This window comes from Staphylococcus taiwanensis, assembly GCA_020544305.1.
In the GTDB taxonomy this organism is placed as follows: domain Bacteria; phylum Bacillota; class Bacilli; order Staphylococcales; family Staphylococcaceae; genus Staphylococcus; species Staphylococcus taiwanensis.
In genome coordinates, this window is record CP058667.1 from 12,260 (window position 1) to 28,492 (window position 16,233).

Below are 16,233 nucleotides of genomic sequence, written 5' to 3' on the forward strand. Positions count from 1 at the left end.
TTTAATATAGGGTAGAACTTGAGAGATTAAATGAATCGTTTCAGTTTATATGGCTAATTCTCATGAGTAGTTGAAGCTAATTGAGAAAGTGCTTATCATCAAACGTTACTCAGTTCTAAACATCCTTAAGGGGTGGAGCGATGAATTCGAAATGAATTCTGTTCCACCTCTCTTTTTTGTCTTAAAGTCTACTTTTTCTTAATAAAGTAGTGAAGTAAATTTGATAGATTTAGACTTCCTTAATAGAGATAAATAATAGAATTAACTTTTAAAATACATTCTTCTAAAACGCTTTGATATCAATGATTTTAACCACTTCGTCAGTCTTACTTCACACAACCCTACGTCTAACAGTATTGCCACGTTAATAGCAGTATATTAGACTAAATTTATCTATACATTTAATGTTCTACAATAATAAAAACAGAAGGGGGTACAAAGATGACGTCACATGTGACATTTAAACAAGGGGTCAAAGAATGTATACCTACTTTACTAGGATACATTGGAATTGGATTGTCATTTGGAATCGTGGCAGCGTCTCGAGACTTCAGTATTTTAGAAATTCTGTTATTGTGCTTACTTGTTTATGCAGGTGCAGCACAATTTATTATTTGTGCCCTTGTGATTGCTGGAACACCCATTTCTGCGATTGTCTTAACGACGTTAATCGTTAATTCACGTTTCTTCTTATTATCGATGACATTAGCACCGAATTATAAAGATTATGGACTTTGGAACCGTTTAGCACTGTCATCCATCTTAACAGACGAAACATTTGGTGTTGCAATCACACCTCATTTAAAAGGGGAGACGATTAATGATCGATGGTTACACGGATTAAATATAACCGCTTATACATTTTGGGCACTTGCCAGTATAGCAGGCGCAATATTCGGTAAATACATCTCAAACCCGGAAATGTTAGGTTTAGACTTTGCCATTACAGCGATGTTTATCTTCTTGGCTATGGCACAGTTTGAATCAATTACACGTTCCAAATTAAAGGTGTATCTGGTACTCATTGCCTTTGTCATAGTAATGATGTTGATACTTAGCTGGTTCATGCCTTCGTATGTGGCAATATTAATCGCATCTATTTTAGCAGCAACATTAGGGGTGGTGATGGATAAATGACAACATCTTGGCATATGTTTATACTCATCGTCTTATGTGGACTTGTAACTTTAATTGTGAGAGTCATTCCGTTCTTAATGATTTCACGTATTCAGTTATCAGAAACGGTCATTAAATGGTTATCTTTTATTCCAATTACATTATTTACAGCATTAATCTTAGATGGCATTATTGATCAACAACAGGGCGTTCAAGGTTATACACTAAATATTCCATTCATTATCGTTACAATTCCAACTGTAATCATCGCACTTGTGACACGTAGCCTGACTACAACGATACTTGTCGGTATTGCACTTATTGCTGGTATACGCTTTTTCTTTTAAAATGCAGCCCCAAACAGCTAACCATTGAAGTTATGCACACAATTAGATAAAATATATTCAAATCAAATGTGATTGAGCAACGAAACAGATAAATAAATTAAACGATAAATAGCAATGTATACAAAGCGTAGCATTGTCTATTTAAAAACTAAAAACTTATTAAGAGAAGTGGAGGGACACGGCCCTATGAAACTTCAGCAACCGGCGATTTAGACGTACGGTGCTACTACCAACGAGATACTCGACTAATAAGTACAAGAGCCTAATCGTCTCATACTTTTTCAATAGAGTAGGGGACGATTTTTTTATCATTAAAAGGAGGTAAGCGCATGACACATTATACGGTAGATACACTAGACTTAGGGAAATTCACAACAGAATCAGGAGAAACGATTGATCAATTACAATTACGCTATGAACATGTAGGTTATTCCGGACAACCGCTCGTAGTAGTATGTCATGCGTTGACCGGTAATCATTTAACGTATGGCACAGATGAACAGCCAGGCTGGTGGCGTGAAATTATCGATGGTGGATATATGCCCATACATGATTATCAATTCCTAACTTTCAATGTCATAGGTAGTCCATTTGGGTCAAGTTCTCCGTTAACAGATCCTCATTTTCCAAAGCATTTAACGTTAAGAGATATTGTTAAAGCTATTGAAAAGGGTATCCAAGCACTTGGCTTCAATAAGATTAATATCTTAATCGGTGGTAGTTTAGGCGGCATGCAGGTCATGGAATTACTATATAATCAGCACTTTCAAGTTGATAAAGCGGTTATCTTAGCAGCTACGGATAAAACGTCGTCTTATAGTCGTGCATTTAATGAAATTGCACGTGAAGCGATCCATATTGGAGGTAAGGAAGGACTTAGTATTGCACGTCAGTTAGGATTCTTAACCTATCGTTCATCTAAAAGTTACGATCAACGCTTCTCTCCAGATGAAGTGGTCAGTTATCAGCGCCATCAAGGAAATAAATTCAAAGAAACATATGATTTGTCATGTTATTTAACCATGTTAAATGTGCTAGACAGTCACAATATTGATCGTGGACGTGACGATGTCGATGAGGTATTCCAAACACTAGATACTAAAGTTTTAACCATGGGCTTTACGGATGATTTATTATATCCAGATGATCAAGTAAGAGCAGTAGGGGAGCGATTTAAATATCATCGCCATTTCTTTGTGCCAGACAACGTTGGACATGATGGATTTTTATTGAATTTTAACGACTGGGCACCTAATTTGTATCACTTTTTAAAAGTAACGAATTTCAAGCGTAAATAATTGAAGCGGATACAATGCTTTAGATGCTTAGTTTAGCTCATATTGATAGATAAATGCTTGGTCTTAGCTATTTGTTTTAATTTTGCTTAGAGGTTAAAATAGAAGTTATAGTCAAAAAGTATAGGAGTGGCGAATGTGTTTTCAAAAGTACATCCTAAAGCAACCATTATAGGAACTATTGCACTTGTTATTGTTGCTTTAGTTACGTATGTATCACCAGTAATTGGAATGATTCTATGTTTATTCGCTACAATTCCAGGTATTATTCTATGGAACAAGTCTATTCCATCCTTTGGAATTGGAGCTTTAGTCACAGTAATCTTAACCACGTTATTAGGTAATACATTTGTATTAAGTGCCATGATTTTAGTTTTATTACTTAGCTTTATTATTGGCCAATTATTGAAAGAACGTGCTTCTAAAGAACGCATCTTATATATTGCAACTACATATATGAGCATATTTACTTTAGTCGCATTTATGCTATTACAAACGTTCAAAAAGATACCTAGCGCAACGACATTAATTAAGCCGTTTAAAGATGCAATGCATAATGCGATTGTGATGTCAGGTGTGGAATCTGATTATAAAACTATCTTAGAAGAAACTTTCCGCCAAATGGCAGTTCAACTTCCAAGTTTTATCATTATCACTATCTTTATTTTTATCTTAATTAATTTAGTAATTACATTTCCAATTCTTCGTAAATTTAAAGTAGCTACACCCATTTTTAAACCATTGTTTGCTTGGCAACTGAATCGCTCATTATTGTGGATATATATGATTGTCCTATTATGCGTAATGTTTGCAACTCAGCCAAGTACTTTCCAGAGTATCGTATTAAATTTCGAAGTTGTGTTATCATTACTCATGTATATCCAAGGATTGAGCTTAATTCATTTCTTTGGTAAAGCAAAACGTATGCCAAATGCAGTAACAATATTATTGATGGTCGTGGGGACAATTATCACACCGGCAACGCATATTATCTCGTTACTTGGGGTACTTGATTTAGGAATTAATTTAAAACGAATGATTAAAAAATGACTTTAAAAAGTGAATAGAGGTGTAATAATGAACCGTCAATCCACTAAGAAGGCACTCTTAATACCTTATATTTTGATGGTACTTACTGCGATAGCGCTCGTGGTCGTCTGGTTTATCTTTAAACCATTAATCGCCACAATTGCTGCTGCTATTTTAGTCGTGATGATTATTATTAGCATATTGTTAGTAAGAAAAGCCTTATTAAAAATGGATAATTATGTGGATAATTTAAGTGGTCACGTTTCGGCAGGTAGTAACAAAGCAATCAAACGCTTGCCGATTGGTATGGTTGTACTTGACGCTGACGATCATATTGAATGGATTAACCAATTTATGTCTGAACACTTAGAAACGAATGTCATCTCAGAACCAGTCAACGAAGTATTTCCAAATATTTTAAAGCAACTTGAAAAGGTCCAAGAAGTTGAAATCGAACATGGACAATATCATTATCATGTGTGCCATTCTGAAGAAGAGAACTGCTTATACTTCTTCGATATTACAGATGAAGTACATACGAATGAATTATATGAAGAATCGAAACCAATTATTGCAACGCTGTTCTTAGATAACTACGACGAAATTACGCAGAATATGAACGATACACAACGTTCAGAGATCAACTCAATGGTGACACGTGTCATAAGTCGTTGGGCATCAGAATATGGTATTTATTTCAAACGTTATAACTCTGACCAGTTCGTCGCATATTTAAATCAAAAAATCTTATCAGAAATTGAAGAATCGAACTTTGAAATTTTAAGTCAATTGCGTGAAAAGAGTGTCGGTTATCGTGCTCAATTAACACTTAGTATTGGTGTAGGTGAAGGTACAGAGAATTTAATCGATTTAGGGGAACTATCACAATCTGGTCTTGATTTAGCCTTAGGTCGTGGTGGTGACCAAGTTGCTATTAAACACATGAATGGTAACGTACGTTTCTACGGCGGTAAGACTGACCCTATGGAGAAACGTACACGCGTAAGAGCGCGTGTTATATCTCACGCATTAAAAGATATTTTAACCGAAGGCGACAAAGTTATTATTATGGGACATAAACGTCCAGACTTAGATGCGATTGGTGCCGCAATTGGGGTATCACGTTTCGCTCTAATGAATAACTTAGAAGCTTATGTCGTGTTAAATGAAGAAGATATCGATCCAACATTACGTCGTGTGATGGACGAAGTCGATAAGAAACCAGAATTGAAAGAGCGTTTCGTCACTTCAGACGAAGCTTGGGATATGATGACATCTAAATCAACAATTGTGGTTGTAGATACACACAAACCTGAAATGGTCTTAGATGAAAATATCCTTAATAAAGCAAATCGTAAGGTAGTTATTGACCACCATAGACGTGGAGAAAGCTTTATTTCAAATCCATTATTGGTTTACATGGAACCATATGCAAGTTCAACAGCTGAGCTTGTGACTGAGTTACTAGAATATCAACCAACTGAACAACGATTAACACGTTTAGAATCAACAATTATGTACGCAGGTATTATTGTTGATACACGTAACTTTACATTACGTACAGGTTCAAGAACGTTTGATGCAGCAAGTTATTTACGTGCACATGGTGCGGATACCATCTTAACGCAACATTTCTTAAAAGATGATGTTGATACGTATATTAATCGTTCAGAACTTATCCGAACGGTTGAAGTTCAAGATAATGGTATTGCGATTGCACACGGATCTAATGAAAAAATTTATCATCCCGTTACAGTTGCACAAGCTGCGGATGAGTTGTTAAGTTTAGAAGGTATAGAAGCTTCTTATGTTGTAGCTAAACGTGAAGATAACCTTATCGGTATCTCTGCACGTTCTTTAGGTTCTATTAATGTTCAATTAACGATGGAAGCTTTAGGTGGCGGCGGTCACTTAACAAATGCTGCAACGCAATTGAAAGGCTTATCAATTGAAGAAGCGATTGAACAATTACAACAAGCAATAACAGAACAAATGAGTAGGAGTGAAGACGCATGAAAGTAATTTTCACACAAGATGTTAAAGGTAAAGGTAAAAAAGGCGAAATTAAAGATGTACCAGTAGGTTATGCAAATAACTTTTTAATTAAAAATAACTATGCTGTTGAGGCAACTCCTGGTAATTTAAAACAATTAGAACAACAAAATAAACGTGCTGAAGCGGATAGACAACAAGAAATTGATGACGCTAAAGCATTAAAAGCGAAATTAGAAGATATTGAAGTTGAAGTAAGTGCGAAAACTGGTGAAGGCGGTAAATTGTTCGGTTCTGTAAGTACGAAACAAATTGCTGAAGCGCTTAAAGCACAACACGATATTAAAATTGATAAACGTAAAATGGATTTACCTCAAGGTATCCATGCGTTAGGTTATACGAATGTACCTGTTAAATTAGATAAAGAGGTTGAAGGTACAATTCGCGTTCATACAGTAGAGAAATAAGTTTTCCTTTCCTAGCGGAAAGAAATTTTGTTGGTTGGCTTTTAACTACGCTTAGGTTGATACGCTTTCCCAGGGTACAGTTTTAGCCAGAATTACCTCATAGATAAATCTGTGGGTAATTCTAAGGTCTTCAACTTGTACTGTTCCCTCGGGAGTCTTTCAACTACGCTTCGTTAGCCAACCACAAAATTTCTCTTTTTCTAAAAAGAATTTACTATTTTATCTTAAGTGGAATTCTTCAAAATAGTAATTTTAAAAATAAAGTTATTATTTAACTTGAAAAAGTAAAACAAGTTTTTAATTTTAATTGCTAATTATAATAATTTGGGAAGATAAGTAACTCAAACAAATAATTCTAAGATAAATAACGCAGCGTAGTTGTGAGACTCCTAGTGGAAAAGAAAGAGTCTCAAGACTACAGGCTTGAGCCTTTCTCACAGGAAAGCGAAACAACTTAAGCAAGTGACCATTTATCTTAGAATTAAAATTTAATTAAACAATGTTGCACTGTGTTTGAGAAATTTTAGATGGATTGGATTTAGAGGTGTAATGATTAATGGATAATATGTACGAACAAAAACAAATGCCCCATAATAATGAAGCTGAACAATCTGTCTTAGGTGCAATTATTTTAGATCCACAATTAATTAATTCGACTCAGGAGGTACTGCTTCCTGAGTCCTTTTACAGAGGTGCCCACCAACACATCTTCAGAGCGATGATGAATCTAAATGAAGATGGTAGTGAAATTGATGTCGTTACGTTAATGGATCAATTAACTAAAGAAGGCACGTTGAGTGAAGCTGGTGGTCCTCAATATTTAGCGGAACTCTCTAATAATGTGCCAACGACACGAAATATTCAGTATTATACAAATATCGTCGCTAATCACGCGTTAAAGCGTAGATTAATTCAAACTGCAGATAGTATCGCAAATGATGGTTACGATAATGAACTTGAATTAGATGCAATTTTAAGTGATGCGGAACGTCGTATTCTGGAATTATCATCTAATCGTCAAAGCGATGGATTCAAAGATATTAGAGATGTCCTTGGACAAGTTTATGAAACAGCTGAAGAGCTTGATCAAAATAGTGGGCAAACGCCTGGTATTCCTACCGGGTACCGTGATTTAGATCAAATGACAGCTGGATTTAACCGTAACGATTTAATTATCTTAGCAGCGCGTCCTTCAGTAGGTAAGACTGCCTTCGCTCTTAATATCGCACAAAAGGTAGCTACACATGAAGACAGCTATACAGTCGGTATCTTCTCACTTGAGATGGGTGCGGACCAATTAGCCACACGTATGATTTGTAGTTCTGGTAACGTTGACTCTAACCGTTTAAGAACAGGTACAATGACTGAAGAGGATTGGAATCGTTTTACGATTGCGGTTGGTAAGTTATCACGAACTAAGATTTTTATCGATGATACACCTGGTATTCGTATTACAGATTTACGTTCTAAATGTCGTCGTTTAAAACAAGAACACGGTTTAGATATGATTGTGATTGACTATCTACAATTGATTCAAGGTAGTGGGTCACGCTTCTCTGATAACAGACAACAAGAAGTATCGGAAATTTCACGTACATTAAAAGCGATTGCGCGTGAATTAGAGTGTCCAGTTATCGCATTGAGTCAGTTGTCTCGTGGTGTTGAACAACGTCAAGACAAACGTCCAATGATGAGTGATATTCGTGAATCTGGTTCTATCGAGCAAGATGCGGATATTGTCGCATTCTTATATCGTGACGATTATTACAATCGTGGCGAAGGTGAAGATGACGATGATGCTGGTTTCGAGCCACCAACTAATGATGAAAATGGTGAAATCGAAATCATCATTGCTAAACAACGTAACGGCCCAACAGGTACCGTGAAGTTACACTTTATGAAACAATACAATAAATTTACAGATATTGATTATGCACATGCTGAAATGTCATAAACAATTTTTGAAAATATTTTTTTACCGTACATTTTGTTTTTAAATATAATGAATGTACGGTTTTTATTTTATTTTGAGAATGCTTTTTTCTTTGAAGTATGTATACTAGTTTTTATCTGATAACCAACAAAATACTACCAATACAAGGATTTGAAGTATTTAATGATGAAAATCATTTTCAAGAATAAAAATACTATATATGAAATTTAATGTTCGATTTTTATTTGCATTATGTGGTTTGTATTGATAGAATACTTAATGGTTAATTGAGAAAACTTTGGAGGTGCTCACATGTCATCAATCGTAGTAGTTGGGACACAATGGGGAGACGAAGGTAAAGGTAAAATTACAGATTTCTTAGCGGAACAAGCAGATGTTATTGCGCGTTTTTCAGGTGGTAATAACGCAGGTCACACAATTCAATTTGGCGGAGAAACATACAAATTGCATTTAGTGCCATCAGGTATTTTTTATAAAGATAAATTAGCAGTTATTGGTAATGGTGTGGTTGTAGACCCAGTTGCATTATTAAAAGAATTAGACGGTTTAAATGAACGTGGTGTATCTACTTCAAACTTACGTATTTCTAACCGTGCACAAGTGATTCTTCCATATCATTTAGCACAAGATGAGTACGAAGAACGCCGTCGTGGTGATAATAAAATTGGTACAACGAAAAAAGGTATCGGCCCAGCTTATGTAGATAAAGCACAACGTATCGGTATCCGTATGGCTGATTTATTAGAAAAAGAAACATTTGAAAGACGTTTAAAAGAAAACATTGAAATTAAAGATGCTTATTTCAAAGGTATGTTTAATGAAGCTTGTCCACGATTCGATGAAATCTTTGATGAATATTATGCTGCAGGTCAACGTTTAAAAGAGTTTGTTACAGACACAGCTAAAATCTTAGACGACGCTTTTGTAGCTGAAGAAAAAGTTTTATTTGAAGGTGCTCAAGGTGTGATGTTAGACATCGACCATGGTACATATCCTTTCGTAACTTCAAGTAACCCTGTTGCTGGTAATGTAACAGTTGGTACAGGCGTAGGCCCAACTTTCGTATCTAAAGTGATTGGTGTATGTAAAGCATATACATCTCGTGTAGGTGATGGACCATTCCCTACTGAATTATTTGATGAAGATGGTCACCATATTAGAGAGGTTGGTCGTGAATACGGTACAACAACAGGACGTCCACGTCGTGTAGGTTGGTTCGACTCAGTTGTATTACGTCACTCTCGTCGTGTAAGTGGTATCACAGACTTATCTATTAACTCTATCGACGTGCTTACAGGTTTAGATACAGTGAAGATTTGTACAGCATACGAATTAGATGGAGAAGAAATCACAGAATATCCTGCAAACTTAGATCAATTACGTCGTTGTAAACCAATCTTTGAAGAGTTACCAGGATGGAAAGAAGATATCACTGGTTGCCGTACATTAGAAGAATTACCAGATAATGCACGTAAATACTTAGAACGTATTTCTGAATTATGTAACGTACGCATCTCAATCTTCTCTGTCGGCCCAGACCGTGACCAAACTAATTTATTAGAACAATTGTGGTAGAAAAATGTGCGAAGAAAAGGTGCGAAAGTGAGCGCTTAGGTTGCGAACAATTACTAGCATCAAGCAAAAACTGTTCTTTAGTTTTAGCGCGATGCGTATAATTGTTGAGCAATCTGCTCACTGTAGCCCGTCTATCATTCCAGAAATATCATTTATTTGTAGGCATTGATTCGTTCAGTGCCTATTTTTTATACAAATATGAGTGTAAAAAGATTAGAAAATATAGCTTTTGTAACATTGAAACCATTGATATCACAGCATTTTCAACAAAAGTTAAGGATTTATAAAAAAATATTAAAATTATGTAAAAAATGTCTTGTCTTCAAAATAAAGCCTGTGCTATAATCTATCTTGTGCTTAAGAACGGCTCCTTGGTCAAGCGGTTAAGACACCGCCCTTTCACGGCGGTAACACGGGTTCGAGTCCCGTAGGAGTCACCATTTTTTAGGTCTCGTAGTGTAGCGGTTAACACGCCTGCCTGTCACGCAGGAGATCGCGGGTTCGATTCCCGTCGAGACCGTATTGCTTATCCAAAAGGATAGGCATTTTTTTTATATTTTTATCCCCACTTAGTAGTTCAATTATTTTTCTTCAAGCTTTAAATGTTTTAATTCAATTCCCATATCGTTGATTATCTTGAAAAATTTTTTGCGTTACAAAATGATGACGACGCAATAAAATCTTAATATTCACGCCTAATTTAATATTGAAATGTTGTCATTGTGACGATGAACGCTATTATATATTTGTAATAATCTGCAAATTAGGCATCACTACGACTTTTGTACCGTATTCAAAGGGTCCAACATATTTGTAATATTAAATTAGAGTGGTAAACTTTAAACTAATATTATTCTATAATTTTAAATATGAAAATAGAATTACATGAATATTAATGGTAAATTATATAGTAGGCTAATATGCGCGAATAACTTATTTAAACGCATCAAATCGCAGTTTAATCTTTACCAAATTATATAAACTAATATTGAAATATAGAACTACAAATTGAGAAATGAGGTTTATAATATGGCAAGAAAAGTTGTTGTTGTAGATGACGAAAAGCCAATTGCGGACATCCTAGAATTTAATTTGAAAAAAGAAGGTTACGATGTTTACTGTGCTTATGATGGTAATGATGCAGTGGACTTAATTTATGAAGAAGAACCAGATATCGTTTTATTAGACATTATGCTACCTGGTCGTGACGGTATGGAAGTGTGCCGTGAAGTTCGTAAAAAATTCGAAATGCCTATCATTATGTTAACAGCGAAAGACTCAGAAATTGATAAAGTATTAGGTCTTGAACTTGGTGCAGACGACTATGTGACGAAACCGTTCAGTACACGTGAATTAATCGCACGTGTGAAAGCGAATTTACGTCGTCATTATTCACAACCAGCGCAAGAAGTAAGCGGTACGACTAATGAAATTACAATTAAAGATATTGTAATCTATCCAGACGCTTATTCAATTAAAAAACGTGGCGAAGACATTGAATTAACACATCGTGAATTCGAACTCTTCCATTACCTTTCAAAACATATGGGTCAAGTCATGACACGTGAACATTTATTACAAACAGTATGGGGCTACGATTACTTCGGTGACGTGCGTACTGTAGACGTAACTATTCGTCGTTTACGTGAAAAGATTGAAGACGACCCTTCACATCCTGAATATATTGTGACACGTAGAGGCGTTGGATACTTCCTCCAACAACACGATTAGGAGCTTACGATTATGAAGTGGCTGAAACAGTTACAATCCCTTCACACGAAGCTTGTTATTGTCTACGTGTTGCTGATTATTATTGGAATGCAGATTATTGGTCTGTATTTCACTAATAGTCTTGAAAAAGAACTAACGAATAACTTCATGAAGAATATTAAGCAATATGCGACACAACTTGAAGTTAATATTGAACGGATTTACAGAGACGATCCATCCAATGCTCAAAAGGAAGTTCAAAGTTTATTAAATGAGTATGCCAACCGTCAAGAAATTGAAGAAATTCGTTTTATAGATAAAAACCAAATTATCATGGCAACAGCGAAATTATCATCTCATAATTTGATTAATCAGAAAGTGAATGATAACTCTGTACAGAAGGCTTTGTCATTAGGTGAGCCAAACAGTCATAACGTCTTGAAAGACTATGGTAGTGGTAAAGAACGAATTTGGATTTACAATTTGCCCGTGAAAAACGGCAATAAGACGATTGGTAATATTTACATAGAATCGAATATTAATGATGTGTATAATCAACTGAATAACATAAACCAAATCTTTATTATCGGTACAGCTATCTCCCTATTTATCACTGTTATACTAGGGTTCTTCATAGCAAGGACGATTACACGACCGATTACAGATATGCGTAACCAAACAGTGGAGATGTCTAAAGGGAACTATACCCAACGTGTTAAGATTTATGGTAATGACGAAATCGGTGAACTAGCACTTGCATTTAATAACTTATCTAAACGTGTGCAAGAAGCACAAGCTAATACAGAAAGTGAGAAACGCCGTTTAGATTCTGTTATCACACATATGAGTGACGGTATTATTGCGACAGATAGACGTGGACGTGTACGTATCGTCAATGATATGGCTATTAAAATGCTAGGAATGTCTAAAGAAGATTTAATTGGTTATTACATGTTAAGTGTATTGAATTTAGAAGATGAATTTTCTTTAGATGAAATTCAAGAAAATAATGATAGTTTCTTATTAGATATGAATGAAGATGAAGGCATTATTGCCCGAGTGAACTTCAGTACAATTGTGCAAGAAACAGGTTTTGTAACAGGTTATATTGCCGTATTACATGATGTTACGGAACAACAACAAGTTGAACGTGAACGTCGTGAATTCGTAGCAAACGTATCGCACGAATTACGTACACCTTTAACATCTATGAACAGTTATATTGAAGCACTTGAAGAAGGTGCATGGAAAGATGATAACCTAGCACCATCATTCTTATCTGTCACACGTGAAGAAACAGAACGTATGATTCGTTTGGTCAATGATTTACTTCAATTATCGAAAATGGACAACGAATCTGAACAAATCACCAAAGAAATTGTCGACTTTAATATGTTTATTAACAAAATCATTAATCGACATGAAATGGCAGCAAAAGATACGACATTTGTGCGTGAAATACCAAATCAAACAATCTTTACAGAAATCGATCCAGATAAAATGACACAAGTATTTGATAACGTAATTACAAATGCTATGAAATACTCTCGTGGTGAGAAACGTGTCGAGTTCCACGTGAAACAGAATGCGTTATATAATCGTATGACTGTACGTATTAAAGATAATGGTATTGGTATACCTATCAATAAAGTGGATAAAATCTTCGATCGATTCTACCGTGTTGATAAAGCACGTACACGTAAAATGGGTGGTACTGGTTTAGGTCTAGCGATTTCTAAAGAAATTGTAGAAGCGCATAATGGCCGTATTTGGGCAAATAGCGTTGAAGGACAAGGTACATCGATATTTATTACGCTTCCATGTGAAGTTATAGACGATGGTGATTGGGATGAAGAGTAAAGAGTATATTAAATCAATTATTCTTTTCCTATTGGTAATGATGAGTGTTGTTTTAACGTATATGGTCTGGAATTTCACGCCAGATTTAAATAATATAGACAGCGCGGATAGTAAAAAAAGTGATACGAAGACGATAGGTAAACCTATGTCTGCTAATATCGATAACGTCATTTCACCGTATCAAATTGTGGAAGTCCAAGACGATAAAGTGAAAGGCATGGCGCCGACACGTGAACAATTAGGACAAGTTACGAGTGCGCTAAAAAATCATGAGGTTAGTAAAGTTGAACATATACAACGTGATTATAATTTAGCCATTCCAGAGTTGAAGGATCATTTCACAGTGTTAGATTTTACATATGATATGCCTTTAACAACTTATCTTGGACAAGTGTTAAATTCAAATGCGAAAGTACCTAAGAATTTTACATTTAACCGTATCCTAGTAAATCAAAATGCTAAAGGTAATTTAGTATTATATGCGATTAGTGAAGACCGTCATCAAGTGATGAAAGTAACGATGACTGCGAAAGCTAAGAACTTTACTAAAGTGATGGACCATTTAAATAAAGAAATGCAGAAGTATTCAGAAGTAATCACTAACAAAGATACGATTGATAAAGCAACACATCTATATGCACCTAGTCATCCTAAGAATATGCGTTCATATCGTATGGTTTACGATACCATTCCTGTTGAAACAATGAATTCAATCTTATTCGATGATTCAGTGATTATTCGAAGCGGTAAAAGTGGTTCAACAACGTATAACAATAATACCGGTGTCGCAAACTATAATGATGAAAGTAAGAAATATCATTATAAGAACTTGTCTGAAGATGAATCCAAATCGAGTGATATGGATACAACAATTCCAAGTACATTTGAATACATTAATGGTCATGGTGGTTTCTTCAATGATGATTATCGTTTATTTAAAACGGATAACTCATCAGGAGAGCTTACGTATCAACTCTTCCTTAATGGTTATCCATCATTCAATGATCAACAGTTGAATGACATTATCGTGACTTGGGGAGACAAAGGTATTTATGATTATAAACGTGCGTTATTACGTTCTAGTGTACCGTTAGAAGGTAAACGTACATCACTTGAAAGTCTTGAAAGTGTACGTTCGTCATTAGCGAATAATCATAGTATTGATTTTGACAAGGTGACGAATATGACGATTGGTTATAAGGAAGACGATAAACCTGATAAAGATGATATTGAAGTGCAACGTAATAGTGAGTTTGTGCCGACATGGTATGTTGAATACGATGGCGAATGGTGCGCTTATGAGGATGGGAGGCTTGAATAAATGAACTGGAAACGAACGAAGACATTGTTTATTTTCGTATTTGTTCTTGTCAACATCCTGCTCGTTTTGATATACATCAACAAGGTAACGAAGTCTCAGATTAATGAGTCTGAAAGCGATAATGAGGTTAATTTTCAGCAAGAAGAGATTAAAATTGCGAAAGATATCTTGAACAAAGATGTCAGTGGTACGAAGATGCAAATGATTACTGGGACGTCTAAAGATTTCGAGAGTTATGCGAAAGATAAATCTTCATTGGAAGCTGAGGATTCTGGTAATACGTTGACAGGTGATATTAATAATACGGTTAATGTGAGTGATAGTAATTTAAGCGATTTGAAGAATTATATTATGGATAATATTTATAATGGCAAGTACTATCAATTAGGTGATGTATCATCGAATACAGTGACGTATGAGCAAACGTATGAGGGTTATCCGATTATGGATAATAATAAAGCACGATTAAGATTTAATGTGAGTGATGGTAAGGCGACGAGTTACAAGCAGACTGTGATGAGTAAGATTGAGCCTGCGAAGAGCGATAGTAATCCTAAGAAGCAGGTGATTACGCCACGTAAAGCGATAGAATCATTGTATTTTAATCGTTACTTAAAATCTGGCGACGAAGTGCTAGATGCACGACTTGGTTATTATTCAGTCGTGAGAGAAACGAATGTGCAGTTGCTACAAGCGAACTGGGAAATTAAAGTGAAACATAAAGGTAAAGATGACGTGAAAACGTATTATGTTGAAGCGACATCATCAAATCCTAAAGTGATTGATAACTAGGGAGCAGGGTTGTAAAGAAATTCTTAGATGAACATTTACTCATTCTGTTGAGATGCTTGCCTAGGGGGCTGGGTCGAGCCGCGGTCTTGTAAAGTAGTTCTTAGATAGATAAACACTCACATAAGTTGCTTCGCGTTCCTGGGGGTGCCGTCTCTAAAGCAGCTCTTAGATGGATAATATTCTTTTGTTGCGACGCTTTCCTGTGGGAAAGGCTCGTGCCTGTAGTCCTCTAAAGAAATTCTTAGATGAACATTTACTCATTCTGTTGTGATGCTTGCCTAGGGGGGCTGGGTCGAGCCGCGGTCTCGACACTCATCCTATTCCCTCAGGCGTCACACAACGTCATTCGTAGTTCATCTTTAGAATTTCTTACATAAGTGCGTTAGCACTTATGTACATTAATAATCAACATAAGAGTCGCGCAACGCCATTTATTATCCATCTTTAGAGCTACTTACCTAAGTGCTATTGCACTTAGGTTCATTAAAATTACTGCTCCCCTAGGAGTCTCCGCAACTCTGTTTCGTTATCTATCCTAGAACTATTTACGTAAGTGTGTGCACTTACGTTCGTCAATAATTCTAACTCCCTCAGGCGTCACACAACGTCATTCGTAGTTCATCTTTAGAATTTCTTACATAAGTGCGTTAGCACTTATGTACATTAATAATCAACATAAGAGTCGCACAACGTCATTCCTTATCAATTAGCTACTTACTTAAATCTATAAACTTTTAAATCTAAAAAGAATATGTTCTTTCAAGTGGTGGGCAAC

Annotated in this window: 12 protein-coding genes, 2 tRNA genes and 1 riboswitch; all 14 genes read left to right on the plus strand. The window is 35.6% G+C overall.

Features of this window, described 5'->3' with window-relative positions:
• The first annotated feature begins 441 nt into the window (after positions 1–441).
• The 14 genes from HYI43_00045 to HYI43_00110 all read left to right on the plus strand — a co-directional run bounded on the left by HYI43_00045 (position 442) and on the right by HYI43_00110 (position 15,458).
• On the plus strand, positions 442–1,137 hold the full coding sequence (locus tag HYI43_00045) for an AzlC family ABC transporter permease (protein ID UDI77020.1): 696 nt from the start codon (positions 442–444) through the stop codon (positions 1,135–1,137).
• On the plus strand, positions 1,134–1,463 hold the full coding sequence (locus HYI43_00050; protein UDI77021.1) for an AzlD domain-containing protein: 330 nt from the start codon (positions 1,134–1,136) through the stop codon (positions 1,461–1,463). The genes HYI43_00045 and HYI43_00050 overlap by 4 nt, the downstream gene beginning before the upstream one ends.
• 153 nt (positions 1,464–1,616) lie before the next feature.
• Positions 1,617–1,718: riboswitch (SAM riboswitch) on the plus strand.
• Positions 1,719–1,792: 74 nt separating this feature from the next.
• A complete protein-coding gene (locus tag HYI43_00055; protein UDI77022.1) occupies positions 1,793–2,761 on the plus strand; it encodes an alpha/beta fold hydrolase in 969 nt (322 codons plus the stop codon).
• Between the two features lie 120 nt (positions 2,762–2,881).
• Positions 2,882–3,808: a DUF2232 domain-containing protein gene (locus tag HYI43_00060; GenBank protein UDI79236.1), complete on the plus strand. Its 927-nt coding sequence runs from the start codon at positions 2,882–2,884 to the stop codon at positions 3,806–3,808.
• Positions 3,809–3,835: 27 nt separating this feature from the next.
• Complete coding sequence (locus tag HYI43_00065; GenBank protein ID UDI77023.1) at positions 3,836–5,803, plus strand: DHH family phosphoesterase; 1,968 nt, start codon at positions 3,836–3,838, stop codon at positions 5,801–5,803.
• Positions 5,800–6,246, plus strand: a complete 447-nt coding sequence (gene rplI, locus HYI43_00070) for a 50S ribosomal protein L9 (protein UDI77024.1) — start codon at positions 5,800–5,802, stop codon at positions 6,244–6,246. The genes HYI43_00065 and rplI overlap by 4 nt, the downstream gene beginning before the upstream one ends.
• Before the next feature lie 556 nt (positions 6,247–6,802).
• Positions 6,803–8,200 carry a replicative DNA helicase gene (gene dnaB / locus HYI43_00075; protein UDI77025.1) on the plus strand — a complete coding sequence of 466 codons (1,398 nt, stop codon included), beginning with the start codon at positions 6,803–6,805 and terminating at the stop codon, positions 8,198–8,200.
• A 291-nt stretch (positions 8,201–8,491) separates the two neighbouring features.
• Positions 8,492–9,775 (plus strand): adenylosuccinate synthase, encoded by a 1,284-nt coding sequence (locus HYI43_00080; protein ID UDI77026.1) that lies wholly within the window; start codon positions 8,492–8,494, stop codon positions 9,773–9,775.
• A 365-nt stretch (positions 9,776–10,140) separates the two neighbouring features.
• A tRNA-Glu gene (locus HYI43_00085) sits at positions 10,141–10,215 on the plus strand.
• Positions 10,216–10,222: 7 nt separating this feature from the next.
• A tRNA-Asp gene (locus tag HYI43_00090) sits at positions 10,223–10,295 on the plus strand.
• A 509-nt stretch (positions 10,296–10,804) separates the two neighbouring features.
• Positions 10,805–11,506, plus strand: coding sequence for a response regulator transcription factor (locus tag HYI43_00095; GenBank protein UDI77027.1), 702 nt, complete (start codon positions 10,805–10,807; stop codon positions 11,504–11,506).
• A 12-nt stretch (positions 11,507–11,518) separates the two neighbouring features.
• Positions 11,519–13,345, plus strand: a complete 1,827-nt coding sequence (walK, locus tag HYI43_00100) for a cell wall metabolism sensor histidine kinase WalK (protein ID UDI77028.1) — start codon at positions 11,519–11,521, stop codon at positions 13,343–13,345.
• The gene (locus tag HYI43_00105) at positions 13,335–14,666 is read left to right on the plus strand and encodes a two-component system regulatory protein YycI (protein UDI77029.1); all 1,332 of its coding nucleotides are present in this window, start codon (positions 13,335–13,337) and stop codon (positions 14,664–14,666) included. Before walK ends, HYI43_00105 begins: the two co-directional genes overlap by 11 nt.
• Positions 14,667–15,458 carry a two-component system regulatory protein YycI gene (locus tag HYI43_00110; GenBank protein UDI77030.1) on the plus strand — a complete coding sequence of 264 codons (792 nt, stop codon included), beginning with the start codon at positions 14,667–14,669 and terminating at the stop codon, positions 15,456–15,458.
• Positions 15,459–16,233: the final 775 nt, after the last annotated feature.